At 74.0% G+C, this 22,080-nt stretch carries 23 protein-coding genes; 14 read left to right on the top strand and 9 right to left on the bottom strand.

Features of this window, described 5'->3' with window-relative positions; genetic code table 11:
- Positions 1-61 precede the first annotated feature (61 nt).
- A complete protein-coding gene (locus tag KSP35_RS21900) occupies positions 62-1,600 on the bottom strand; it encodes an FGGY-family carbohydrate kinase (protein ID WP_216997885.1) in 1,539 nt (512 codons plus the stop codon).
- Positions 1,601-1,795: 195 nt separating this feature from the next.
- Between KSP35_RS21900 and KSP35_RS21905 the strand changes: the two genes are divergently transcribed.
- The 4 genes from KSP35_RS21905 (at position 1,796) to KSP35_RS21920 (ending at position 6,698) form a co-directional block, all read left to right on the top strand.
- The gene (locus KSP35_RS21905) at positions 1,796-2,581 is read left to right on the top strand and encodes an enoyl-CoA hydratase/isomerase family protein (RefSeq protein WP_216997886.1); all 786 of its coding nucleotides are present in this window, start codon (positions 1,796-1,798) and stop codon (positions 2,579-2,581) included.
- Between the two features lie 79 nt (positions 2,582-2,660).
- Positions 2,661-3,644: a MoxR family ATPase gene (locus KSP35_RS21910; RefSeq protein WP_254126877.1), complete on the top strand. Its 984-nt coding sequence runs from the start codon at positions 2,661-2,663 to the stop codon at positions 3,642-3,644.
- A gap of 59 nt (positions 3,645-3,703) precedes the next feature.
- Positions 3,704-4,783: a DUF58 domain-containing protein gene (locus tag KSP35_RS21915; RefSeq protein ID WP_216997887.1), complete on the top strand. Its 1,080-nt coding sequence runs from the start codon at positions 3,704-3,706 to the stop codon at positions 4,781-4,783.
- A 22-nt stretch (positions 4,784-4,805) separates the two neighbouring features.
- A complete protein-coding gene (locus KSP35_RS21920) occupies positions 4,806-6,698 on the top strand; it encodes a transglutaminaseTgpA domain-containing protein (RefSeq protein WP_216997888.1) in 1,893 nt (630 codons plus the stop codon).
- 13 nt (positions 6,699-6,711) lie between these two features.
- Here the strand turns inward: KSP35_RS21920 and KSP35_RS21925 are convergent, their stop codons facing one another.
- Complete coding sequence (locus KSP35_RS21925; protein ID WP_216997889.1) at positions 6,712-7,731, bottom strand: VOC family protein; 1,020 nt, start codon at positions 7,729-7,731, stop codon at positions 6,712-6,714.
- Positions 7,728-8,288, bottom strand: a complete 561-nt coding sequence (locus tag KSP35_RS21930) for an RNA polymerase sigma factor (RefSeq protein ID WP_216997890.1) — start codon at positions 8,286-8,288, stop codon at positions 7,728-7,730. The genes KSP35_RS21925 and KSP35_RS21930 overlap by 4 nt, the downstream gene beginning before the upstream one ends.
- A gap of 201 nt (positions 8,289-8,489) precedes the next feature.
- On the opposite strand from KSP35_RS21930, the gene KSP35_RS21935 reads away from it, so the two are divergent.
- Positions 8,490-9,230, top strand: a complete 741-nt coding sequence (locus KSP35_RS21935) for an enoyl-CoA hydratase-related protein (protein WP_216997891.1) — start codon at positions 8,490-8,492, stop codon at positions 9,228-9,230.
- Between the two features lie 38 nt (positions 9,231-9,268).
- Here the strand turns inward: KSP35_RS21935 and KSP35_RS21940 are convergent, their stop codons facing one another.
- On the bottom strand, positions 9,269-10,294 hold the full coding sequence (locus KSP35_RS21940) for a class E sortase (RefSeq protein ID WP_216997892.1): 1,026 nt from the start codon (positions 10,292-10,294) through the stop codon (positions 9,269-9,271).
- A gap of 125 nt (positions 10,295-10,419) precedes the next feature.
- On the opposite strand from KSP35_RS21940, the gene ccmA reads away from it, so the two are divergent.
- The 9 genes from ccmA to KSP35_RS21985 are packed head-to-tail and all read left to right on the top strand — an operon-like array spanning position 10,420 to position 17,497.
- On the top strand, positions 10,420-11,151 hold the full coding sequence (gene ccmA, locus KSP35_RS21945) for a heme ABC exporter ATP-binding protein CcmA (protein ID WP_216997893.1): 732 nt from the start codon (positions 10,420-10,422) through the stop codon (positions 11,149-11,151).
- On the top strand, positions 11,148-11,840 hold the full coding sequence (locus tag KSP35_RS21950) for a heme exporter protein CcmB (protein WP_216997894.1): 693 nt from the start codon (positions 11,148-11,150) through the stop codon (positions 11,838-11,840). Before ccmA ends, KSP35_RS21950 begins: the two co-directional genes overlap by 4 nt.
- A complete protein-coding gene (gene ccsA, locus KSP35_RS21955; protein ID WP_216997895.1) occupies positions 11,837-12,700 on the top strand; it encodes a cytochrome c biogenesis protein CcsA in 864 nt (287 codons plus the stop codon). Before KSP35_RS21950 ends, ccsA begins: the two co-directional genes overlap by 4 nt.
- On the top strand, positions 12,697-12,867 hold the full coding sequence (locus KSP35_RS21960; protein ID WP_216997896.1) for a heme exporter protein CcmD: 171 nt from the start codon (positions 12,697-12,699) through the stop codon (positions 12,865-12,867). The genes ccsA and KSP35_RS21960 overlap by 4 nt, the downstream gene beginning before the upstream one ends.
- Positions 12,858-13,424 (top strand): cytochrome c maturation protein CcmE, encoded by a 567-nt coding sequence (locus tag KSP35_RS21965; protein WP_216997897.1) that lies wholly within the window; start codon positions 12,858-12,860, stop codon positions 13,422-13,424. The genes KSP35_RS21960 and KSP35_RS21965 overlap by 10 nt, the downstream gene beginning before the upstream one ends.
- Positions 13,421-15,430: a heme lyase CcmF/NrfE family subunit gene (locus tag KSP35_RS21970; protein ID WP_216997898.1), complete on the top strand. Its 2,010-nt coding sequence runs from the start codon at positions 13,421-13,423 to the stop codon at positions 15,428-15,430. Before KSP35_RS21965 ends, KSP35_RS21970 begins: the two co-directional genes overlap by 4 nt.
- Complete coding sequence (locus KSP35_RS21975; RefSeq protein ID WP_216997899.1) at positions 15,427-16,002, top strand: TlpA disulfide reductase family protein; 576 nt, start codon at positions 15,427-15,429, stop codon at positions 16,000-16,002. Before KSP35_RS21970 ends, KSP35_RS21975 begins: the two co-directional genes overlap by 4 nt.
- Positions 15,999-16,553 carry a cytochrome c-type biogenesis protein CcmH gene (locus tag KSP35_RS21980; RefSeq protein ID WP_216997900.1) on the top strand — a complete coding sequence of 185 codons (555 nt, stop codon included), beginning with the start codon at positions 15,999-16,001 and terminating at the stop codon, positions 16,551-16,553. Before KSP35_RS21975 ends, KSP35_RS21980 begins: the two co-directional genes overlap by 4 nt.
- Positions 16,550-17,497 carry a hypothetical protein gene (locus tag KSP35_RS21985; RefSeq protein WP_216997901.1) on the top strand — a complete coding sequence of 316 codons (948 nt, stop codon included), beginning with the start codon at positions 16,550-16,552 and terminating at the stop codon, positions 17,495-17,497. The genes KSP35_RS21980 and KSP35_RS21985 overlap by 4 nt, the downstream gene beginning before the upstream one ends.
- Positions 17,498-17,537: 40 nt before the next feature.
- Here KSP35_RS21985 and KSP35_RS21990 read toward each other — a convergent pair whose 3' ends face one another.
- From KSP35_RS21990 to KSP35_RS25330, 5 genes are all read right to left on the bottom strand, one after another.
- The gene (locus tag KSP35_RS21990) at positions 17,538-18,014 is read right to left on the bottom strand and encodes a histidine phosphatase family protein (protein WP_216997902.1); all 477 of its coding nucleotides are present in this window, start codon (positions 18,012-18,014) and stop codon (positions 17,538-17,540) included.
- 93 nt (positions 18,015-18,107) lie between these two features.
- A complete protein-coding gene (locus tag KSP35_RS21995) occupies positions 18,108-19,328 on the bottom strand; it encodes a cysteine desulfurase family protein (RefSeq protein WP_216997903.1) in 1,221 nt (406 codons plus the stop codon).
- Positions 19,329-19,387: 59 nt separating this feature from the next.
- A complete protein-coding gene (locus tag KSP35_RS22000) occupies positions 19,388-21,181 on the bottom strand; it encodes an amidohydrolase family protein (RefSeq protein ID WP_216997904.1) in 1,794 nt (597 codons plus the stop codon).
- Positions 21,182-21,247: 66 nt separating this feature from the next.
- Positions 21,248-21,502, bottom strand: a complete 255-nt coding sequence (locus KSP35_RS22005; protein WP_216997905.1) for a ribosomal protein L7/L12 — start codon at positions 21,500-21,502, stop codon at positions 21,248-21,250.
- 39 nt (positions 21,503-21,541) lie between these two features.
- Entirely contained in the window at positions 21,542-22,051 is a 510-nt protein-coding gene (locus tag KSP35_RS25330; protein WP_216997906.1) for a hypothetical protein, read from the bottom strand.
- Positions 22,052-22,080: the final 29 nt, after the last annotated feature.

Below are 22,080 nucleotides of genomic sequence, written 5' to 3' on the forward strand. Positions count from 1 at the left end.
TAGCACCACGAAATACGAGGGGCAACCGGGTTTGCGGAGACCGGCGCGAGCGCCCGCTGGATCAGCCGTTGAGGCGGGCGTGGATGGGCTTGTGGGCCTTGTAGAGCTTGAGGAACTCCTTGTACAGCGGGGCGTAGGCGGCCCGCGCCGTGGGGTCCGGGGTGAACTCGCGCTCGATGGTGACGGCGCGGTTGAGCTCGTCGAGCGTCTGGCGGCCCAGCGCCAGCCAGGCCACGAAGGCCGCACCGCGGGCGTTGGCGTGCTGGGGCTCGGCCACCCGGCGGATGGTCCGGTCGCACACGTCGGCGTGCACCTGGCACCACAGGTCCGACCGGGCACCGCCGCCGATGAAGTTGAGCCCGTCCATGGGCTGCTTCACGAACCGCTCGACCGTGTCGAGCAGCCAGCGGCTGTTGTAGGCCACGCCCTCGAACACCGAGCGCACCAGGTCCGGCCGGTTGGTGGTGAGCGAGACGTTGTTCCACCCGCCGCGGATGGTGTGGTCGTCGACCGGGGTGCGCTCGCCGTTGAGCCACGGCGTGAAGATCACGCCGTGCGAGCCGGGCACCGAGGCGGCGGCCAGCTCGTTGGCCTCCTCCACGTCGCGGACCATCTGCGCCTGGTCCCGCAGCCAGAGCAGGGCGCCGGCGCCGACCTCGTGCTCGTTGGCCAGGAAGTACCGGCCGGGCACGGCCGAGGGGAGGGCGGCCTGGTTGTTGAGCAGGTCGGTCTTCTTGGCCGGCAGGTGGCACGACAGCCACGACGACGTACCCATGTAGAGGTGGCCCTCGTGGTCGCCCAGCGCCCCGGAGCCCACCACCGCGGAGTGGACGTCGCCGGTGGCGGTCACGACCTTGGTGGCCGTCGAGATGCCCCACGCCTCGGCCACCGACGGCAGCACGGTGCCGATGGTGCTCGCCGAGGGCACCAGCTCCGGGAGCTGGGCTTCGGTGAGCCCGCACCACGCCAGCAGCTGTGGGTCGTAGCGCACGTGGCTGAGGTCGCGGTTGTCGGTGAGCCAGTGGGCGACGATCGAGTCGTAGGAGGCCACCTGGCGGCCGGTGACCCGGGCGTTCAGGTAGTCGCACGGCTCCAGGAAGGCGTGGGCGGAGCGGTACACGTCGGGCCGCTCGTTGCGCAGCCAGAGGATGTGGGCCACCGGGTCCTTGCCCGAGTGGCTGGGGATGCCGCCGGTGCGCGAGATCCAGTGCTGGAGCCGGCGGGCGTCGTAGCCCGCCACGTTGAGGCGGCCCTTGATGACCTCCTCGATGTACGGCGCGCCGCGCGAGTCCATCCAGATCACCGCCGGGTGCAGGTGCTTGCCGGCCACGTCGACGGCCACGGTCCCGGACCACTGGCTGGTGATCGACACCGCCACGATGTCGTCGACGGCCACGTGGCCGGCGCCCACCACCCGCTGCACGGCGGCGGTGATGGCGGCCCACCAGGCGTCGGGGTCCTGCTCGGCGCCGCCCTCGCCGAGCAGCTCGATCGGGGTGGCCTCGAACTCGTGGGCGGTGATGTGCCCGGCGCTGTCGACCAGCGCCGCCTTCGGCCCGCCGGTGCCCAGGTCGATGGCCAGGACGTGCTCGTCACCCATGCTGCGTGCTCCCGATCGCGAGGCCGGCGCTCGTCGCCCGACCGGCGGGCGATCCTAGGCCCGCCCCCGGTCTCGCCCGGCCGGACGGTACGGTCGCCGGGTGAAGTACCTCGTGGTGGTCGTCATCGTCCTGCTGCTGATCATCGTGCTGCGCACCCGGGGCCCTCGCCGGTAGCCGCACTACGGTCGCCGCCCATGAGCGAACCCGAGCTGCTGGTGCGGGTGGCGGAGCACGTGGCCACCCTCACCATCAACCGCCCCGAGAAGCGCAACGCCCTGTCCTGGGCCGTGATGGGCGACATCCGCCGGGCGCTGGCCGACGCCAAGGCCGACCCCGACGTGCGGGTGGTGGTGCTCACGGGTGCAGGGGAGAAGGCCTTCTGCGCCGGCGCCGACCTGTCGGGCATGGCCGAGGGCGCGGGCTACGCCGCCCTGCACGACGCCCGCGGAGAGCTGGCCCTGCTGTTCCGCGACCTCTGGGAGCTGGGCAAGCCCACCATCGCTCGCGTCCGTGGCTACGCCCTCGCCGGCGGGTTCGGGCTGGCCCTGGCGTGCGACCTGGTGGTGGCGGCCGACGACGCCGTCTTCGGCACGCCGGAGATCGACGTCGGCCTCTGGCCGCACATGATCACCGTGCCCCTCACGCGCTCGATGCCGCCCAAGAAGGCGCTCGAGCTGATGATGACCGGCCGCCGGGTAGGCGCGGACGAGGCCGAGCACCTGGGGTTCGTCACCAGCGTCGTCCCGGTGGGCCGCCTGGAGATCGAGGTGGCCGACCTGGCCGCCACCCTCGCCGCCAAGAGCCCGGTCGCCCTCAAGCTCGGGCGGGACAGCTTCTACGGCAGCTGGGACCTGGCGGCCGAAGAGGCCCTCCGCCTCCTGCACCCCCTGCTCACCGTGACCGCCTCCACCGAGGACGCCGCCGAGGGCATCGCCGCCTTCCAGGAGAAGCGCCCGCCCCGCTGGGCCGCCGACCGCTGAGGCGGCGGCTGGCCGGCGGGCGGATCTCACCCGGTCGCGCCTGCGTGGAACGGCGGCGGCCGTGCCAGGCTGGGCCCCCATGAGCCAGGTGGCCGCCCCTTCCTCGATGCCCGCCGACCCCGAGGGCGATCCCTCGGTCGCGGTCGCCCTCGCCGCCTCGCTCGTCGGCGCCGTCGGCTCGGTGGTGCGGGGCAAGGACGAGGTGGTGCGCCTCTCGGTGGTGGCGCTGCTGGCCGGTGGCCACCTGCTCGTCGAAGACCTCCCCGGCACGGGCAAGACCCTGCTGGCCAAGAGCCTGGCCACCGCCATCGGCGGCCGGTTCGGCCGGGTGCAGTGCACGCCGGACCTGCTGCCGAGCGACATCACCGGCACGTCGGTGTACGCCCCGGTCGACGGATCGTGGAACTTCCGGGCCGGGCCCCTGTTCGCCAACGTGGTCCTGGTCGACGAGGTGAACCGCGCCTCGCCGCGCACCCAGGCGGCGCTGCTCGAGCCCATGGAGGAGCACCAGGTCAGCATCGACGGCACCACCTACGGCCTGCCGGACCCGTTCTTCTGCATCGCCACCCAGAACCCCTACGGCCAGATCGGCACCTTCCCGCTGCCGGAGAGCCAGCTCGACCGCTTCGCCCTGGTGCTGTCGATGGGCCTGCCGGACCGGGCCGCCGAGCGCGAGATCCTCACCGGCCAGGGCGGCGCCGAGGTGCTCGGTGCCCTCGCATCGGTGACCACGCCGGATGAGGTCGCCGCCGCCGTGCTGGCGGTCCGCCACGTGTTCGTGGCTCCCGCCCTGGTGGAGTACGTGCTCGACCTCACGGCCGCCACCCGCACCCACCCGGAGCTGACGGTGGGCGCCTCGCCCCGTGCCTCCACCGGCTTGCTCCACGCCGCCCGGGCCCACGCTGTTGTGGCCGGCCGCTCGCACCTCACGCCGGACGACGTGCAGGCCGTGGCCGGCGCCGCCTTCGCCCACCGCGTGGCGGTCGGCGGGTCGGTCGACACGGCCGCCGCCCGCCGGATCATCGCCGACGTCGTCGCCCGGACCCCCGTCCCCCGTCCCTGACGTGGAGGCCGGCGCCGACCCGGAGGCGGGCCCGCTGGTCGTCCTCGCCCCGCGCCCCGTTGCGCATCGCCGGCGTCGAGGTGCCGCCGGAGCCTGCGCCCGCGCCGACGCCCGGCACCCACGGCGCAGCGGCGGCCCGGCGGCCGCGATCGCTGCCGGCCCGGGGCGGTGGCTACGACCGCGTGGGCGGCAGCCGGCTCACGCCGGTGGGCGCGGTGCTGGTGGCTGCGGTCGTGGCCGGCGCCCTGTCGCCGCCCACCTCGGCCGACCACGAGGTCGTGGTGATCGTGTGGGCGGCGCTCGTCGGCGTGCTGGCGCTGGGGATCGTGGCGCCGCTCGTGCTGGTCCGCCGGGTGCGCATCGAGGCGACCTCGGCCCGGGACGCCACGGTGGGCGAAGAGGTCGACGTCGACGTGCGGCTGCTCGGCCGGGTCGCCGGCCTGGAGGTGCGGGCCCTCGATCCCACCGGTCCGTGGCACCGCGCCGCCGCCCCGGGCGGCGGTCGGGTCCTGCACCTGGCCGACCACCGGGGCGTGTTCCAGGTCGTCCGCATCGAGGTCCGCGTCACCGCGCCGTTGGGCGTGCTCGCGGCGCACCGGGTGCACGCCATCGAGCTGCCGATGGCGGTGGAGGTGGCGCCCCGGGCGCTGGCCGTGACGTGGCTGCCGGCCCCGGCCCCGGTCGAGGGCGGCTCCGGCCACCTCACCACGGCGGCGCTCACCGGCGACCTGGTCCGCTCGGTGCGGCCCTACGTCAGCGGCGACCCGTCGCACCTCGTGCACTGGCCGTCCTCGGCGCGCCTGGGCGAGCTGGTGGTGCGCGAGCTCGAGCCGCCCACCCCGCTGGGCCAGGCCGTGGTGGTCGACCTCACGGCGCTCGGCGACGACACCGAGCGCGCCGCGTCCCTACGCGCTCGGCGTGCCGTGCCGTGCTGGCGGCCGGCGGCGACCTCATGCTCTGCACGGCTGAGGCGGCTGGGCCCGTCACCGGTCGGGTCCGCACCCCGCTCGACGCCGGGCGCCGGCTGGCTCGGGCCACGCCCGGCGCCCCGGGCGCGGCGCCCGAGGGTTGGCCCGTCGTGGAGATCGGCTCGTGACCGCCGCGCCCCCAGGGGGCCCGGGCCGACCGGTGGCGGCTGACCGGCGTGGCCAGCCGGCCTGGATGGCTCCGGCGATCATGGCGGCCACCGGGATCGAGCTGGCGGTCGCCGGCCAGGCTGCGGTCTCGCACCGAGGAGGAGATCCGGGCGTCGGCCTCCTGGCGGGGGTGGTCGTCGCGGCGCTCGTGGTCTTCGGGCTGCAGTCGGTCTCGATCCGCCTGGCCAGCCGCCTGCTCGTGGTGGTCGGCGGTGCGCTGCTGGTGCGCTTCGGGGCCTTCGACGGCACCGTCGCCAGCGGCAGCCAAGCCGTGCTCGTGTGGGTGGTGGCGTCGGTGGCGGTCTTCGTGCTCACGGACCGCCTGGCCACGGGCGCCCAGCCGGCGCTGCTCCCGCCGGGCTCGACGGCGGCCGATCCCGGCGGCCCGGCCGCGCCCGCGCCGGGCCGGCAGGCGGCTGCACCCACCGGGTGGGCCAGCCCCGTGACGGGGCAGGGCCGGGCGCGGCCGGCTTCGACGGCACGCACGTTCGTCCTCGTCGGCGCCACGGTCGTCGTGTTCGCCGTCCTGCTCACGCCGATCGCCCTGCCCCACCTGGCCGACGCCACCAAGCCCGGCGACGGGCCGCGCCTCGACCGCTCGGACACGGCGGGGGCCTCGCTGCGCGCGACCGACAGCCTCGACATGACCCGGCGCCCCGAGCTGTCGGACGAGGTGCTCTTCACCGTCGACGCCGACCGGGCGACGTTCTGGCGGGGCGAGACCTTCGATCGCTGGGATGGTCGCCGCTGGACGCGCAGCGAGCCTTCGCGCATGGCCCTCGACGGCTCCGGGGACGTCGAGGCGTTCCCCGGCGACCTGGGTGCCAGCGGCGAGGAGTCCTTCACCCAGACGTTCCGCATCGAGGCCGACTACTCCGACATCGTGTTCGCCGCCCCGAGCGCGGTGCGCGTCGACGCCACCGGCCCGCTCGCCCAGCGGGCCGACGGCACGCTCACCACCGTGGGCCCGGCCCTGGGCCAGGGGGCCACCTACAAGGTGCAGAGCCGCCGCCCGGCGCTCACCGAGGAGCGCCTGCGCAACGTGCGGGGCGACGTGCCGGCGGCCATCCTCCAGCAGTACGCCGAGGCGCCGATCACCTCCGAGCGGGTCCGCCAGGCCGCCAAGGACGCCGTCGGCGACGCCACCACCACCTACGACAAGGTCGTCGCCCTCGAGCGGTGGATGGGGGCCCGCACGGAGTACTCCCTCGATGCCCCGCTCTCGCCCGAGGGCGTCGACGTGGTCGACCACTTCCTCTTCACCTCCAAGGAGGGCTGGTGCGAGCAGATCGCGTCCAGCCTGGTGGTGCTGGCCCGGGCCGACGGCCTGCCGGCCCGGCTGGTCACCGGCTTCGTGCCCGAGGATCGGGACCGGGTGACCGGGAGCTACCAGGTGCGCGGCCGCGACGCCCACGCCTGGGCCGAGGTGTGGTTCCCCGAGGTCGGGTGGGTGCCGTTCGACCCCACGGCCGACGTGCCGCTCGCCGGCACCAGCCAGACCGGCAGCACCTGGACCGAGTGGCTGGCCGACCACGCCCTCTACCTGCTGCTCGGCGTGGCGGTCGTGGCTGCGGTGGCCGGCCCCGCCTACGTGCTCGGCCGGCGCTGGCTGCGCCGGCGGGCCCGGCGCCCGGTGGGCTGGCCCGCCACGGCCGACGCCCGCCTCGACGCCCTCGGCGCCCGGGTCGGGCGGGCCCGGGCGCCCAGCGAGACCGGCCTGGCGTACGCCCGCGCCCTCGCCCTGCGCTACCGCGACCCCCGCCTGGTCGCCGTCGGCCACGTCCTCGACGACGCCCTCTACGCGCCGCGCCCGCCGGGCCCGGACCGCGTCGAGGACGCCGACGCGACCCTCGCCGAGCTGCTGGCCGCCGACGTCCCCGACCCGGTCCCCGAGCCCGCGGCGGAACCGGTGGCCTGAGACCCTTCCCGGCTCAGTAGCCGGGAGCGGGGAGCCAGAGGTCGAAGCGGTAGCCCTGGTCGTCGGCGCACTCGACGTTGCCGCCGGAGTCGTAGGCGTTGCGGGCCAGGACCTGGCCGCCCAGGTCCACCACCCGCTGGGCGTAGAGGTCGAGGTCGTCCACCCGGAAGTAGACGGTGGTGGCCGACGCCGAGTCCAGCCGTTCGGCCGAGTCGTCGCCCGGAGGGGCGATGCCCAGCGGGAACCGGGTGTTGCCCACGTGGCCGCCGCCGGCGCCGCCCGTCTCGATCTCCCAGTCGAACAGGGCCGAGAAGAAGGCCCGGGCCCGGCTGAGGTCGGCGGTGTGCAGGACCAGGTAGCCCGGCTCCACGGGCTGGCGGCCGCTGACGGTCCAGTCGCTGCCGTCGCCGCCGGCGCCCTTCTCCTCGAGGGCGACCTCGGTGCGGGCGGCGTCGATGGGCTGCGAGAGCATCCAGCGGTGGCCGAACGGGTCGGTGATGGTGGCGTTGCGGTTGCCGTGGCCCTGGTCGGCCGGGGGCCGCAGGGCGGTGGCGCCGGCGGCGACGGCCCGCTCGTAGGTGTGGTCGACCTCGGCCACCTCGAGGTGCAGGGCGACGGTGGTGCCGCCCTGGGTGATCGGCCCGGTCACGCCCATCTCGGGGAACTCGTCGGCCAGGTAGAGCCGGGCGGTGCCGATCGCGATCTCGGCGTGGCCGACCCGGCCGTCGTCGCCGACGAACCGGGTGGTCTCGATGGCGCCGAACACGTCGCGGTACCAGTCGAGCGCCTCGGCGGCGCCGGCGACGGAGAGGTAGGGCACGAGGGGTGACGGGGCGGGGGCGGTGAGCGGTTCGGTGGTGGACACGGTGGGTGCCTCCTGGGTGGTGGGGGGTGGGGTGGGGGAGAGCCGGGCCTCGAGCCGGCGACGCAGCTCGTCGGCGAAGCCGGGACGGGGGGCGAGCGGGGTCGCCGGGAGGCGCAGCGCGGCGAACGGTGCCTCGCCGTGGTCGAGCGGGTCGTGCGGATCGGTCATCGGGCACCTCCCTCGGGGTCGTCGGTGGATCGGTCGGCCTCGACGGCGTCGTCGGGCTCGTAGGCGGCGCGGAACGCTCGCCGGGCCCGCACGAGCAGCGCCTCGGTGGCGTGGACGGTGCGGCCGAGGGTGGCGGCCACCTCGGGCACCGAGAGCCCGTCGAGGTAGCGCAGCACCAGGGCGCTGCGGTGGTGGGCGCCGAGGCCCGCCAGCACGTGGCGGGCGTGGCCGGCCTCCAGCCGGACGTCCCACGGGTCGTCGACCACCTCGACCAGGTCGGCCACCGCGGTGAGCCGGCGCTCCTCCCGGGCCAGGCGGCGCCAGTGGTCCACCAGCTTGTGGCGGGCGACACCGATCAGCCAGGCGGTGGTGGGCTCGCGCAGGGTGCCCTTCTCGATGGCGTCGATGGCGGCCAGGTAGGTCTCCGACGCCAGGTCCTCGGCCACGGCCGGCACGTGGCAGCGGGCCACGAGGTAGCCGTACACCTGGGGCAGCGACCGGTCGTAGCCGGCCAGGAGCGCGGCGCCCGCGGCCCGCGTGTCGGGTGCCGCGGTCACGGGCGGACCATCGGGCCCGGGCGGGCGCTGGGGTCGGTGGGGCGGGCCATCACCCTCCCATCGTCCCCCGAACCCGTCCTCCGACGCCCGGCTCGCGGATTTCCCGGCCGGGCCGGGCACCCGCGGCGGGCTGGCGAGGCGTGGGCGGGCGCTGGCTAGGGTCGCCGGTCGGCGCTGGACGACCTGGAGGGCTGGCCGACGATGACCGTGCACACCGAGACCCATGGCGAAGGCGATGCCATCACCGTCGTCACCCTCGACCGCCCCGAGCGCCGCAACGCCGTCGACCACGCCACGCTGGCCGAGCTCACCGAGGTCCTCGAGGCGGCCGCCGCCCGCCCCACCCGGGTGCTGGTGCTCACCGGTTCCGCCGGCCACTTCTGCGCCGGCGCCGACCTGACCGGCGTCGAGGACGCCAGCTTCGCCACCCTCCTCCAGGGCGTGCTCGACCGCCTGCGCGACGTGTCGTTCCCCACCATCGCCGCCATCGAGGGCGCCGCCCTCGGCGCCGGCACCCAGCTGGCGGTGGCCTGCGACCTGCGGGTGGCCACCGCCACGGCCAGCTTCGGCATCCCCGCTGCCAAGCTCGGCCTCATGGTCAACCACTGGACCGTGCAGCGGGTGGCCACCCTGGCCGGGCCCAGCACGGCCCGGGCCATCCTGCTGGCCGCCGAGGTGGTCACCGGGGCCGAGGCGCTGCGGCTCGGCCTGGTGAACCGCGAGGGAGCGCGGCCCGAGGCGCTCGAGTGGGCCGAGCGCATCGCCGCCCTGGCGCCGCTGACCATCGCCGGCCACAAGCTCATGCTCAACCGCCTCGAGGCCACGCCGGGCGCCGACGACGAGATCGCTGCGGCCTTCGACCGGGCGTGGACCTCGGAGGACTTCGCCGAGGGCCTCGACGCCTTCCGCAACCGCCGCACCCCCACCTTCCGCGGCCAGTAGCCACGCCGCCTCGCTGAGCTCGGCCGGGCTCGGAGGCGCTAGTAGGCGCCGGGGAGGAGGCGGGCGAAGTTCTCGAAGAACACGTACAGCAGGACCAGGAAGACCGGGCCGCCCACCAGGTACGGCGACCACGACGTCAGCCGCTGGAGCCGGGACGGGGTGCCCTCCACCCGGGCCCGCGTGCGACGCCGGATGAGGACCTGCACCAGCCAGCTCAGCAGCCAGACCAGGGCGCAGGCCAGGCCCCACTTGACGGCCGGTCCCTTGGAGGCCTTCGAGTTGGCGGCACCGCCGTCGATGTCGTTGGCCTTGGCGAAGGGGTCCTTGCTGTCGGTCTTGGCCGCCTTCTCGCGCGCTTCCTTCTGGCCCACGATGTCCGGCGCCGGCTTCCCGACCAGGATGGCGTGGACGATGATCCGCTCCTTGAGCGAGTACTTCGGGTGGCAGGCGATGAGCGTGACCCGGTTGTCGCCCTGGTCCTCGAGGACCCGCACGTCGGTGGGCTTCACGATCTCGGTGCCGGCCACCTCGTAGACGAACTCGCCCTGGTGGGTCTTGAAGAGGATCTGGTCGCCGTTCTCCAACTTGTCGATGTTGTGGAACGGCTGCCCGTAGGTGGTGCGGTGCCCGGCGATGGCCACGTTGCCCTTCTGGCCCGGCAGCGGGCTCTCGGGGTAGTGGCCCGGGCCCCGGCCCAGCTCCTCGACGGTGATGCCCTCGACGATGGTGCGGGTGATGCCGATGCGGGGGATCTCGATGGTGCCGATGGCGTCGCCGTACTTCGGCAACGGCACGTTGCCGGCCAGCTCGGTCTTCTCGACCTTGATCTGCGGCGTGGTGCCCGGCAGCGTCGTCGTGGTGGTGGCCGGCGCCGTCGTGGTGGTCGACGTCGCCTGGTCCTTGTTGATCTGGGCCTCGACGCGGGCGAACTCGTCGGAGAGCTTGTCCTGGGCCTTGGCCTCCTGCAGGCCGGTGCCCCAGAGCTGGTACGCCACGAAGAGGAGGATCAGGGTGCCCGCCGTGATGAGCGTCCGCCCGATGCCGCCTACGATCCTCCATCCCACGGCGGGCACGTTAGGTGCTGTCACCCGAACGCTTGGCGCGGGTCCGGTTCGTCCGATCCGAGACCGATGACCACCCGTCCGGGTTCGTCCCCGCCGCAGGGGCACCGGTACCGTTGGGTTCGCCCATGGAGCCTGTTGTCGACTTCCGCGGTGCGGTCTGCCTCCTCGGGCGCTTTCCCGCTCTGGCCGGCGTCGATCTCGACGTCGCCCGCGGCGAGATCGTGCTCCTGCAAGGGCCGAACGGCGCCGGCAAGACCACCGTCCTGCGGGCCTGCGCGGGGCTGGTGCCGGTGGTCGAGGGCGACGCGTCGGTGCTGGGCGTCGACCTGCGGGCCGATCGGCGGGCCGTGCGCCACCGCGTGGGCCTGCTCGGCCACGCCAGCGGGCTCTACGAGGACCTCACCGTCGCCGACAACGTGCGCTTCTGGGCCCGCGCCGGACGGGCCCACGACGCCGACGCCGATGCCGCCATGGCCCGCCTCGGCCTGGCCGGGCGCCTCGCGGACGTCGCCGTCGCCCGCCTCTCGGCCGGCCAGCGCCGCCGCACGTCGCTGGCGGTGATGGTGGCCCGCCGCCCCGAGCTGTGGCTGCTCGACGAGCCCCACGCCGCCCTCGACCAGGACGGCCGTGACCTGGTCGACTCGCTCATGGCCGACGCGGTGGCCGCCGGCGCCACCGTGCTGTTCGCCTCCCACGAGCTCGACCGGGCCCAGGCCGTCGCCCACCGCACGATCACCATCGCCGGCGGCACCGTCGCCGTCGACCGGTCCCCGGCCGGGACCGCGGCGCCCGGAGCCCCGGCGCCCACGGGCGCCGAGCCCGCCGTCGAGCCGGACCCCGAGGCGGTGGTGTCGTGAGCGCCGGCACGCCCAGCACCCTGTTCCGCGACGCCGCCCTGGTGGTGGGCAAGGACCTGCGCCTCGAGTGGCGCAGCCGCGTGATCACCAGCCAGGTGCTGCCGTTCGCGGTCCTGGTCCTCGTGCTGTTCGCCTTCGCCCTCGACCCCGACCGGCGCATCCTGGGCGAGGCCACCCCCGGCCTCTTCTGGCTGGCCGTGCTCTTCTCGACCCTGCTCGCCCTCCAGCGGGCGTTCGCGGTGGAGGCGGCCGACGGCGTCACCGACGCCCTCCGGCTCTCGGGCCTCGACCCGGCCGGGATCTTCCTCGGCAAGGCGGCCGGCATCGCCGTGCACCTGCTGGCGCTCGAGCTCGTCCTCGGGGTCGGCGTCACGTTCTTCTACGGCACCACGCCGCACGGCCCGGTGCTGCTGGTGGCAACCTGCCTGGCGGCCACCGCCGGCCTCGCCGCGGTCGGCAGCCTCTACGGCGTGCTGTCGGCCGGCATGCGGGCCCGCGACACGCTCCTGCCCCTGCTCCTGCTCCCCGTGGTCGCCCCCGTGCTGATCGCCGCCACCCAGGCCTTCGCCGCCGCCTACGACCGGAGCTCCGGCGAAGGCTGGCGCTGGTTCGGGCTCCTGGTGGTTTTCGCACTCCTTTACCTGGCGATCGGGATCTTTGCCTTCGAAACCCTCCTGGAGGAATCGTGAACACCACCACCGGCGGTCCCCTCGAGGACCGTGAGACCGGCTCCGGAGCCGGGTTGCTCCGCGTGCACCCGGACGGCACCGCGTCCCCCGGCAGCCGCCGGTTCGGGATCGTCCTGTCGGTCTCGGTCGTGGTGTTCCTAGCCGTGGCGCTGGTGATCTCGCCGCCCGACAGCGGCGCCGGCGCCTCCGAGAACGCCATGGGCGAGATGGTGCGGATCATGTACGTCCACGTGCCGGTGGCCAACGCCTGCTACCTGGCGTTCTTCATGACCGCCCTGGCCAGCGTCATGTACCTCTGGAAGAAGACCGAGGGCTGGGACAGCCTCGCCGCCGCCTCCGCCGAGGTCGGCGTGGTCTTCACCGCCCTCACCCTCGCCACCGGGTCCATCTGGGGCAAGATCGCCTGGGGCACGTGGTGGGAGTGGGACGCCCGCCTCACCAGCACGCTGCTCATGCTCGTCGTCTACATCGGCTACCTGGCCCTGCGGCGGGCCATCCTCGACCCCGTCGTGCGGGCCAAGCGGGCCGCCATCGTCGGCCTGGTCGCCTTCGCCAACGTGCCGATCGTGCACTACTCGGTCACCTGGTGGCGGGGCCTGCACCAGGAGGCCACGATCAGCCGGTTCGACCCCACCATCGACGGCGGCAAGCTGTTCGCCCTCATGTTCGGGCTGCTGCTGGGCGTGGCGCTCTACGTCTGGCTGATGATCCACCGCTTCCGGCTCCAGTACGCCGAGGCCCGCCTCGAGTCCAAGGGCCTCGACGTCGCCCTCGCCGAGCGCCGCGCCGAGGCCGTCGCCGACCGGCCCCAGGCCGGCGCCCCGCTCGCCGCCGCCGCCCAGAAGGGGACGAACCCGTGAACGCCCTGCTGCTCGCCGCTGCCGAGGCCGACCCCAACGAGTGGAGCTACGTCGCCGCCGCCTACGCGCTGGTGGTGGGCGTGATCCTCCTCTACGCCATCTGGACCATCGTGCGGGGCCGCAAGGTGGGGCGCCAGCTCCCGCCCGAGGACCGGCGGTGGATGTGACCCCCTCCGAGCTCGGCCCCGACGACCGCGACCTCGACGACGGCGGCCTCGACCTCACCCCCCGGGCCGACGGCACCGCTGCTCGCAGCCGCGCCACGGGCCGGCGCTGGGGCGCGGTGGCCGTGCTGGTGCTGCTCGGCGGCGTGGCCGTGTTCATCTTCGTGCAGGCCCGCGGCGCCACGCTGTACTACAAGAACGCCGACGAAGCGGTGGCCCAGAAGGCCCAGCTGGGCAGCAGCACCTTCCGCCTCCAGGGCGTCGTGGTCGGCGACCCGAAGGAGGGCGACGGCGACCAGCCCACCACGTTCACCGTGGCCTACAAGGGCGTCGCGGTGAAGGTGGTCCACACCGGCACCGAGCCCGCCCTGTTCAAGGCCGGCCTGCCCGTGGTGGTCGAAGGGCACTGGAACACCGCCGGCACCGCCTTCGACAGCTCCCGGCTGCTCGTGAAGCACACCGAGGACTACAAGAAGGCCGACAAGGACGGCGAGTACGAGAAGGAGCACCCGGACCGGGTCAAGCAGGCCGACGAGACGGCCAAGAAGCCCTCCTCGTGAACGCCGCCTTCGGAACCGGCGGCGTCGTCCTCGGCCTCGTCGGCTCGCTCGGCGCGATCATCACCCTCGCCGTCGGCCTGCGGGGCGGTCGCACCGACCTGCTCAAGATGTCGCGCACCTACGCGCTGATGGTGCTGGGCGGCGCGCTGGTCTCCTTCGCCGCCATGGAGCGGGCGCTCATCACCCGCGACTTCAGCCTCAAGTTCGTGGCCACCAACGGCTCGGCCGACACCCCGGCGCTCTACAACTTCGCCACCCTCTGGTCGGCCCTCGAGGGGTCGATCCTCCTCTGGGCGCTGATCCTGGCCGGCTACACGGTGGCGGTCATGTGGAAGTTCCGGGCCCGCCTCGGCGACCCGCTGGTGGCGTGGGCCATGCTCACCATGTTCGTGGTGTGCCTGTTCTTCTTCGGGCTCATGCTGGGCCCGGCCAACCCGTTCAAGACGCTGGCCGACGTGCCCACCGCCGGCCCCGGCCCGAACCCGCTGCTGCAGAACCACCCGCTCATGGCGTTCCACCCGCCGATGCTCTACCTCGGCTACGTGGGCTTCACCGTGCCGTTCGCGTTCGCCATCGCCGCGCTCGTCACCGGGCGCCTCGGCGAGGGCTGGCTGGTGGAGACCCGGCGCTGGACGCTCTTCGCCTGGACGTTCCTCACCATCGGCATCGTGCTCGGCTCCTGGTGGTCCCACGAGGTCCTGGGCTGGGGCGGCTTCTGGGCGTGGGACCCGGTGGAGAACGCCTCGTTCCTGCCGTGGCTCACCGGCACCGCCTTCATCCACTCGGTCATGGTGCAGGAGCGCCGCGGCATGCTCCGGGTCTGGAACCTGTCGCTGCTGTGCGCCACGTTCGCCCTCACCATCCTGGGCACGTTCCTCACCCGGTCCGGCGTCGTCGACTCGGTCCACGCCTTCTCCGACTCCACCATCGGCCCGCTGCTGCTCGGCTTCTTCGGGCTCATCGTGCTGGTCACCGTCGGCCTGGTGGGCTGGCGGGGCGACCGGCTGCGGTCCCCGGCCCGCATCGACTCGCCGGCGTCGCGCGAGGGCGCGTTCCTGCTCAACAACATCGTGTTCGCCGGCTTCGCCTTCGTGGTCCTGCTGGGCACGGTGTTCCCGCTGATCTCCGAGGCGCTCACCAACGACCGCGTCACCGTCGGCGTGCCGTACTTCGAGCGCATGACCATGCCCATCGGGCTGGTGCTGCTGTTCCTCATGGCCATGGCCCCGGTCCTGCCGTGGCGCAAGGCCTCCACCGAGACCCTGCGCACCCGCCTGCTGTGGCCGGGCTGGATCGGCACCGCGGTGCTGGTGTTCGCGGTGGTCGTCGGCGCCCGGGGCTTCGCCCCGCTGCTGGCCTTCTTCCTCGCCGGCTTCGCCGGTGGCGCCGCCCTGCGCCAGCTCGCCCTGGCCACCCGCCGCCAGGGGTGGCGGGGCCTGGTGGGGCGCACCAACGGCGGCATGATCGTCCACATCGGCGTGCTGATGATCGGCGTGGCCTTCGCCTCGGCGAACAGCTACTCCGTCGAGCGGGACGCCCGGATGTGCCTGGTGGCCGAGGAGGGCTGCCCGTCCACCATCACCGTCAAGGGCCACGAGATCACCTACGTGCGGGCCACCAGCGGCGCCACCGCCGCCCGGGCCGAGGTCGGCGGCGAGTTCCGGGTCGACGGCAAGATCTTTCACCCCACCCTCCAGCAGTTCCCCAACGGCACCCAGCAGATCGGCAAGCCGTCGGTGCGCAACTCGCCCATCGACAGCACGCTGCTGTCCATCACCGACCCGCCCACCGCCAGCGGCTCCATCGCCCTCAAGGTCGTGGTCCAGCCGATGATCGTGTGGCTCTGGACCGGCGGCGCGGTCATGGCCGTCGGCTCGGTCATGGCCGCCTTCCCCGGCAAGCGCCGTCGCCCCATCGACCCCACCTCGGCTCCGGTCCCCGCCGCCGGCGGCAAGCCCGACGCCGAGCCCCAGGACGATCCCGTGCCCGTCGGAGCCGGGGCGTGACCGCCCCGGCCGCGGCACCGGTGCGCCCCAAGCGCTCCCGGCCCACGCTCATCGCCGCGGTGGTGGTCGGCGTGGTCATCGCGCTGCTCGTGGTGCTGCTGGCCACCCGGCACAGCGGCGAGCGGGTCACCGAGAGCAACCTCATCGGCAAGCGGGCCCCGGCGCTCGACGGCGACGTGGTCCGGGGCCAGCCGGTCGACCTGGGCACCTCCGAGGGCTGGACCGTCGTGAACTTCTTCGCCACCTGGTGCGTGCCGTGCATCCAGGAGCACCCGGAGCTCAAGGCGTTCGAGAAGGAGCACGCGGCCAAGGGCGACGCCCAGGTCGTGAGCGTGGTCTACGACGACAAGGCCTCCGACGTGGACGCGTTCTTCGAGAAGAACGGCGGCGACTGGACCGTCCTCGGCTCCGACCAGGGCCGCACCGCGTTCTACTGGGGCGTGGCCAAGGTGCCGGAGTCGTACCTGGTCTCGCCCACCGGCGTGGTGGTCGAGCGCTTCGTCGGCGGCGTCACCCGCACCGGCCTGAACTCCCTGATCGACCTCTACGAGAAGCAGGCGGGCGGCTCGTGAGCGGCCCAGGCTCGAAGGCCGGCCTGGCGCGCTGGGCGCCCTGGTTGGCCATGGCGCTGGTGGTGCTCGTGGCCCTCGGCATCGGCACGTTCGGCGGCAAGCCGCGCACCGACGAGCAGCGCATCCAGGACATCGAGGCCAGCCTCCGGTGCCCGCAGTGCTCCAGCCAGTCGGTGGCCAACAGCGACACCCCGTCGTCCAAGGGCGTGAAGGTGATCGTGCGCGAGCGGGTGAAGGCGGGCCAGAGCGACGAGCAGATCCGCGACTTCGTGGCGTCGAAGTTCGGCCGCGAGGTGCTGCTCGACCCGGCGGGCAAGGGCTTCGGTGCCCTCGTGTGGGGCGTGCCGGTGGCCGCTGCGGTCATCGCCGTCGGCGCCCTCGTCCTGCGCTTCGGTGACTGGCGGCCCTCCGCCATCGCCACCACCGACGCCGACCGTGACCTGGTGGCCGAGGCCCTGGGCGGGCTCGTCGTGCCGGCGGGCGGTGTCGAGCCCCGGCGCGGTGCCGTTGATCCAGGTGCTCCGGACGACGATCCCGGGGCCGGGTCGTGACCACCACCGCCGGCGGCGGTCCCCGGCGCGGTCCCGAGCCCACCGGCCGCACCGGCGGCCCGTCCACCCGGCCGAAGGGGACCAGGGCCGCCACCGGGTCCGGCTCCAAGGGCCCGGCCCGGCTCGACCCGGACGAGCTGGCGGCGCTCGAGGAGCAGCGGGACTTCCTGCTCCGGTCGCTCCAGGACCTCGAGCGCGAGCACGACGCCGGGGACCTCGAGGACGACGACTACCGCGAGCTCCGCGACGACTACACCGGGCGGGCCGCCGAGACCCTGCGGGCCATCGACGAGCAGCGGGCCGCCTTCGCCGACGCCCGGACCGGCAAGGGCCGCGGGCGCACCCTCGCCACCTTCGGCGCCGTGATCCTGTTCGCGGTGGTGGCCGGCCTGCTGGTCGCGAGCTCGTTGGGGGCGCGCAAGGCCGGTGACACCATCACCGGCGGCGTCGACACGCAGCAGACGCCGAGCCAGAAGGCCCAGGCCTGCGTGCAGCAGATGGACCCGCAAGCGCCGTCGAAGCCCATCGCCTGCTTCCGGGCCGTGCTCGACGACGACCCCAAGAACGTGGTGGCCCTCACCTGGCTGTCCTGGCAGCTCGAGCTGTCGGCGGACTACGTTCCCGCCGCCCAGGCCGCCGAGCTGCAGGACGCCGCCGGCTCGATGGTGGAGCGGGCGGTGACCTCGGACCCGGGCTACAGCTACGCCCGGGCGTTCCGCGCCATCATCGCCTTCCGCCACGGGCAGTACGCCGAGGCCAAGCGGTACCTGGCCGACTTCCGGGCTCGCAAGCCGTCGTCGGAGGCCGAGGCCCTGATCACGCAGTTCGACCTCGACGGCCAGATCGACACCGCGCTGGCCGGCGGGGGCACCACCACCACGGTCCCCGGAGCCACCACCTCGGTGCCGCTCGGCCCCGTCACCACCACGACGACGCCCGGCTGACCCGGTCCCGGCCGGCTGAGCCGGCCGGCGGCCGAAGCGGTCAGGTGTGGCCGTCGGGGGCAGGGACGTGGCGAAGGTGGGTCACCCGTCCGTCGACGACGGTGAGCTCGTAGCGGGCAGCTTTGCTGGGCGACGACGGGCCGTGCAGCTCCGCGCCGCGGCGCACCGCCTCGTCGACGATCTCGGGGATGACGTCGCCGTGGCTCGACGCCGCCACGACGTGACCGGCCTCGGCGGCCGCCAGCAGGGCATCGAGCGCCTTGGGCCCGGACCCGCCTTCCGTCAGGTCGTCGGTGGTGTCGACGGCGAGGCCCAGTCGGTGCGCCAGGGGATCGAGCGTCTGGACGCAACGCACGAACCGGCTGCTCCACAGGAGGTCGATGCCGGCGTCGGCCAGGGCGCGGTCGATGACCTCGGCCTGGCGCTCCCCCCGGCGCGACAGCGGCCGCAGCTCGTCATCCCCCTTCCAGTCCTTGCGACTGCCGGCGTGGGCATGGCGGATGAGGTGGATCAACATCGGGCGGTTCCGTGCGGGGGAGCGACGCCGCAGCGCCGGAGAAGCGGGGGAGGGTCCCGGCTGCCGCCGGCCGGGTCGACAGCCTGCCCCGGATCAGGCCCCGGCGGCCAGCGCGCGCAGCCGGTCGATGGTCACGGCCAAGGCCGCCAGGGCGCGGTCGACGTCTGCGGCCGTGGTGGTCCAGCCCACCGACAGGCGCAGCGACCGGTGGGCGTCGACGCCCATGGCCTCGAGCACCGGCGAGGGCTCCAGCGACTCCGACGAGCAGGCGCTGCCCGAGTGGGCCGCCACCCCGGCCCGGTCGAGGCCGAGCAGCACCCCCTGCGGTTCGATCCCGTCGATGCCCACGCACACCAGGTGCGGCAGCCGGTGGACCGGGTCGCCGTAGGCGTGCACCCCGTCGAGCTCGGCCAGCCCCGCCCGGATCCGATCCGTCAGCACCGACGCCGCCGCCGCTTCCGCGTCCAACCGCGTGCCGGCACCCGCCGAACTGGTGCCGGGGCCGGCCTCAGGAGGGCCGGTCTCCCCACCGGTTGCCGGGGCCGAGAGCGCGGCGCAGGCGGCGCCGAAGCCCACCAGGGCGGCCACCGGCTCCAGGCCGGCGCGGCGAGCCCGCTCCTGGTCGCCACCGACCAGCAGCGGGGCGAGGCGGAGGCCGCGGCGCACGAGCAGGGCCCCCGTGCCGGCCGGACCGCCGAGCTTGTGGCCGCTGACGCTGAGCAGGTCGGCGCCGAGGGCGTCGAACCCGATGGGCACCCGGCCGGCGGCCTGGGCGGCGTCGACGTGGACCAGCACCTTGCGCTCGCGGCACCCGGCCACCACGTCGGCCACCGGCTGCACCGTGCCGACCTCGTGGTTGCCCCACTGGACGTGGACCGCCGCGGTGTCGGGCCGGATGGCAGCCAGGACGGCCTCGGCGTCGACCCGGCCGAAGCCGTCGACGGGCACGATCGTGACCTCGCCGGCCCGCTCGGCGCCGAAGCGCACGGCCGAGTGCTCCACCGCGGTCACCACCTGGTGGGTGGGTGCGGAGGGATCGGCCGACCGGCCGCGAGCCCGGTCGGCTGCGCCCCACGTGGCGGCAGCGATGGCCTCGGAGGCCGAGCTGGTGAACACCACCGACCGGCCCCGGGTGCCGAGCAGGCCGGCCACCTGGTCGCGTGCCTGCTCCAACGCCACGCGCGAGGCGAGGCCCTCTTCGTGGATCCGGCCCGGGTCCCCCGACAGGTGCTGCAACGCCGCCACCACGGCCGCCAGCGCCTCGGGCCGAAGGGGCGACGTCGAGGCGAAGTCCAGGTAGCTCCGGCTGCTCACACGAGCACGCTACCGATGGCCGGTCTCCTGCTCGCCGTCCCGACGGCCCGGCACCGTCGTCAGGTCAGGGAGCGGAGGACGTGGCCGTAGCCCTTGCGGTCGCCGAAGCCAGGGGCGAAGGCGCCGTCGTGCCAGGCGAGGCGGCCGTTGACCAGGACGGCCGGGACGCAGTCGTCGTGGCGGCGGACGAGGCGTTGGAGGTCGGGCATGCCCACCATCTCGTCCTCGCTGATGGGATCGAGGCGGTCGTCGAGCGTGGTGGGGTCGACCACCACCACGTCGGCCCGGCGCCCCACCTCGAGGTGGCCGGCGTCGATGCCGAGGTAGTCGGCGATCTCGCCGGTGAGGCGGTGGACGGCGCGCTCGGGCGACATGAGGTCGCGACCTTCGGCCTCGGCCCGGACCTGGAGGCGCAGCAGGTGCAGCGGGAAGTCGTAGTACGCCATGTTCCGCAGGTGGGCGCCGGCGTCGGAGAAGCCGATGAGCACCGTGGGGTGGGTGACCACGTACTCCAGCTCCTTCAGCCGGTCGTTGCCGACCACGGTGTACCAGCGGAGGTCGTTGCCGAACTCCTGCTGGAGGTCGAGGAAGCAGTCGAGCGGCTCGATGCCCCGCTCCTTTGCCACCGAGGCGAACGACCGTCCGACGAGCGCCGGGTCCGGGCAGTCGATGATCTTGGGCTCGTCGAGGTCGCGGTGCCAGGCCTTCGGTGACAGCGGGTTGCTCCACTGCTTCTTGAACATCTCGCGCCACGCCGGGTCGGCAAGCAGCGCCTTGCGCGCCTCGAGGTCGGTCTCGTGGAGGGCCTGGGTGCCGGCGCCGAGCTCCTCCATCACGGGGACCTCCATGCCGTCGACCCAGAGCTCGAACGGGAGCGGCAGCGACTGCCAGCGCATCTCGGCGCCGAGGCGGTCGTTCAGGAAGCTGGTCATGGCCCCGGCCATGCGGTGCGTGCCCCGCATGGCGACCGAGTCGACCATCGAGATCACCATCATCTTCAGCGACCGGCGCCGGACGCCGGTGGAGATGAGCCCGATCAGCGGGATGTTCCAGCGGCCGGCCAGGTCGGGGACCATCTGCATGACCTTGCCCCGGGATCGGAGCACCTTGGCGAAGTGCCGGTACTCCTTCCACTTGGCGTACACCGACGGCGTGCTCTTCGAGCGGTAGCGGTCGCCGTCGAGCTTGTCCCAGGGGAGCGTGTTGAAGCTCATGCCCAGGTAGCCGGCGTCCAGCGCGCCCTGCAGGTGGTCGGTCATGGCGTCGAGCTCGGCGCCGGTGGGCTTCACGTCGTCGTCGACCGAGCGGCCCAGGCCCATGACCGCCACCCGTACGGCGGAGTGGCCGAACATGGCGGTGACGTTCGGGCCGAGCGGGAGCGAGTCGAGGTGGTCGAGGTACTCCGCCGGCGTCTCCCAGTCCTTCACCTTCTCCAGCAGCGGGAGCACGGTGTCGTAGGGCACGGCCTCCACCCGGCAGAACTGGTCGGCCAGGTCCTCGGGCGTGCCCATGGCGAAGCTGAGGCCGCAGGAGCCCACCAGCACCGAGGTCACGCCGTGGCGGACGCTCTCTCCCAGCGCAGGAGCGATCTCGATCTCGGCGTCGTAGTGGGTGTGCAGGTCGACGAAGCCGGGCGTCACCCACTTGCCCGTGGCGTCGACGACCGTGGCGCCGTCGGGCACCGGCAGGTCGAGCCCGATCTGGGCGACGATGCCGTCGCGCACCAGCACGTCGGCGCGCAGCCCGGCCCGCTCGCCGGACCCGTCGAACACCGTCCCGCCGACGATCAGCACCGGTGGGTCGTGGTCCACCGCGGGATCGGTGTCGACCTGGGGAGCCCCTGCATCAGCCATGCCCGGAGGCTACGACCGCCCGCCCGGCAGCGCCCGCCGACGGCGGCCACGCAGCGGTGGCGGCGCTCAGCCGATGCGGTCGACGGCGGTCTTGGCCTCTTTGAGGCCCACCCCGTAGATCTCCCGGTAGCGCTTGATGGCCTCGATCTTCTTGCCGGTGCGCACCAGCGACACCACGTCGGCCATCGGGTCGGCGACCGCGGCGGCCGCACCCGGCCCGGGGTTGGTGGGCGTCAGGCCGAGGTGGTGGGCCAGGTAGGTCACCTGTGCTTCGAGGGCCTCGATGCGGGCGACGAGCTCGGCGGTCGACGGGTCGGTCATCGCGCCGACGCTACGCCCGGCCTCCTGGCCGAGGCGCAGCTACTGGCGCTCGCAGGTCCAGGTGCCGGAGGGGAACTCCTTGGAGCTGGCGGCGTCCGGCGTGATGGTCACGGTGTCGGTGCCCTTGAGGTCGACCTCGAAGGTGGCCTTGTTGTCCGCGTCCTTCGGGTCCTGGACCGTGATGGTGCCGGCCTTGGCCTTGAGGTCGTCGAACCCACGGACGTCGACCAGCTCCTTGTCCTTGGCGAGGCCGATGCTCAGCGACACCTTCTTGTCCACCACCTTCCAGGAGCCCACGGCCGGGCCCTCCTCGGCGTGCTCCTTCGAGGTGATCTCGAAGGAACCGTCCTTGCTGGCCTCGATGGTGAGGTGGTCGCCCTTCTTCCCTGGCGTGCAGTCCCAGGTGCCGTTGGTGATGGCGCCGATGGCCTTCTGGCGGGCGCTGCCGAGGGCGCCACCGCTGGAGCAGGCGGCCACCGCAGCGGCGAGGACGAGGGCGGTGGCGAGGCCGAGGGCGAAGGTTCGGCGGGGGTGGGGGGTGCGCGTCACGGCTCCTCCACTACCCAGCCGGCCGGTCT

It is taken from the genome of Aquihabitans sp. G128 (genome assembly GCF_019048865.1).
Classification (GTDB): Bacteria; Actinomycetota; Acidimicrobiia; order Acidimicrobiales; family Iamiaceae; genus Aquihabitans.

Excerpts from the sequence above, each read along its gene's own strand:
- KSP35_RS21920 (WP_216997888.1), top strand. The coding sequence starts at position 4,806 with ATGGCTCCGGCGATCATGGCGGCCACCGGGATCGAGCTGGCGGTCGCC.
- KSP35_RS22000 (WP_216997904.1), bottom strand. The coding sequence starts at position 21,181 with ATGGCTGATGCAGGGGCTCCCCAGGTCGACACCGATCCCGCGGTGGAC.
- KSP35_RS21905 (WP_216997886.1), top strand. The coding sequence starts at position 1,796 with ATGAGCGAACCCGAGCTGCTGGTGCGGGTGGCGGAGCACGTGGCCACC.
- KSP35_RS21935 (WP_216997891.1), top strand. The coding sequence starts at position 8,490 with ATGACCGTGCACACCGAGACCCATGGCGAAGGCGATGCCATCACCGTC.
- KSP35_RS21900 (WP_216997885.1), bottom strand. The coding sequence starts at position 1,600 with ATGGGTGACGAGCACGTCCTGGCCATCGACCTGGGCACCGGCGGGCCG.
- KSP35_RS21925 (WP_216997889.1), bottom strand. The coding sequence starts at position 7,731 with ATGACCGATCCGCACGACCCGCTCGACCACGGCGAGGCACCGTTCGCC.
- KSP35_RS21910 (WP_254126877.1), top strand. The coding sequence starts at position 2,661 with ATGAGCCAGGTGGCCGCCCCTTCCTCGATGCCCGCCGACCCCGAGGGC.
- KSP35_RS22005 (WP_216997905.1), bottom strand. The coding sequence starts at position 21,502 with ATGACCGACCCGTCGACCGCCGAGCTCGTCGCCCGCATCGAGGCCCTC.
- KSP35_RS21990 (WP_216997902.1), bottom strand. The coding sequence starts at position 18,014 with ATGTTGATCCACCTCATCCGCCATGCCCACGCCGGCAGTCGCAAGGAC.
- ccmA (WP_216997893.1), top strand. The coding sequence starts at position 10,420 with ATGGAGCCTGTTGTCGACTTCCGCGGTGCGGTCTGCCTCCTCGGGCGC.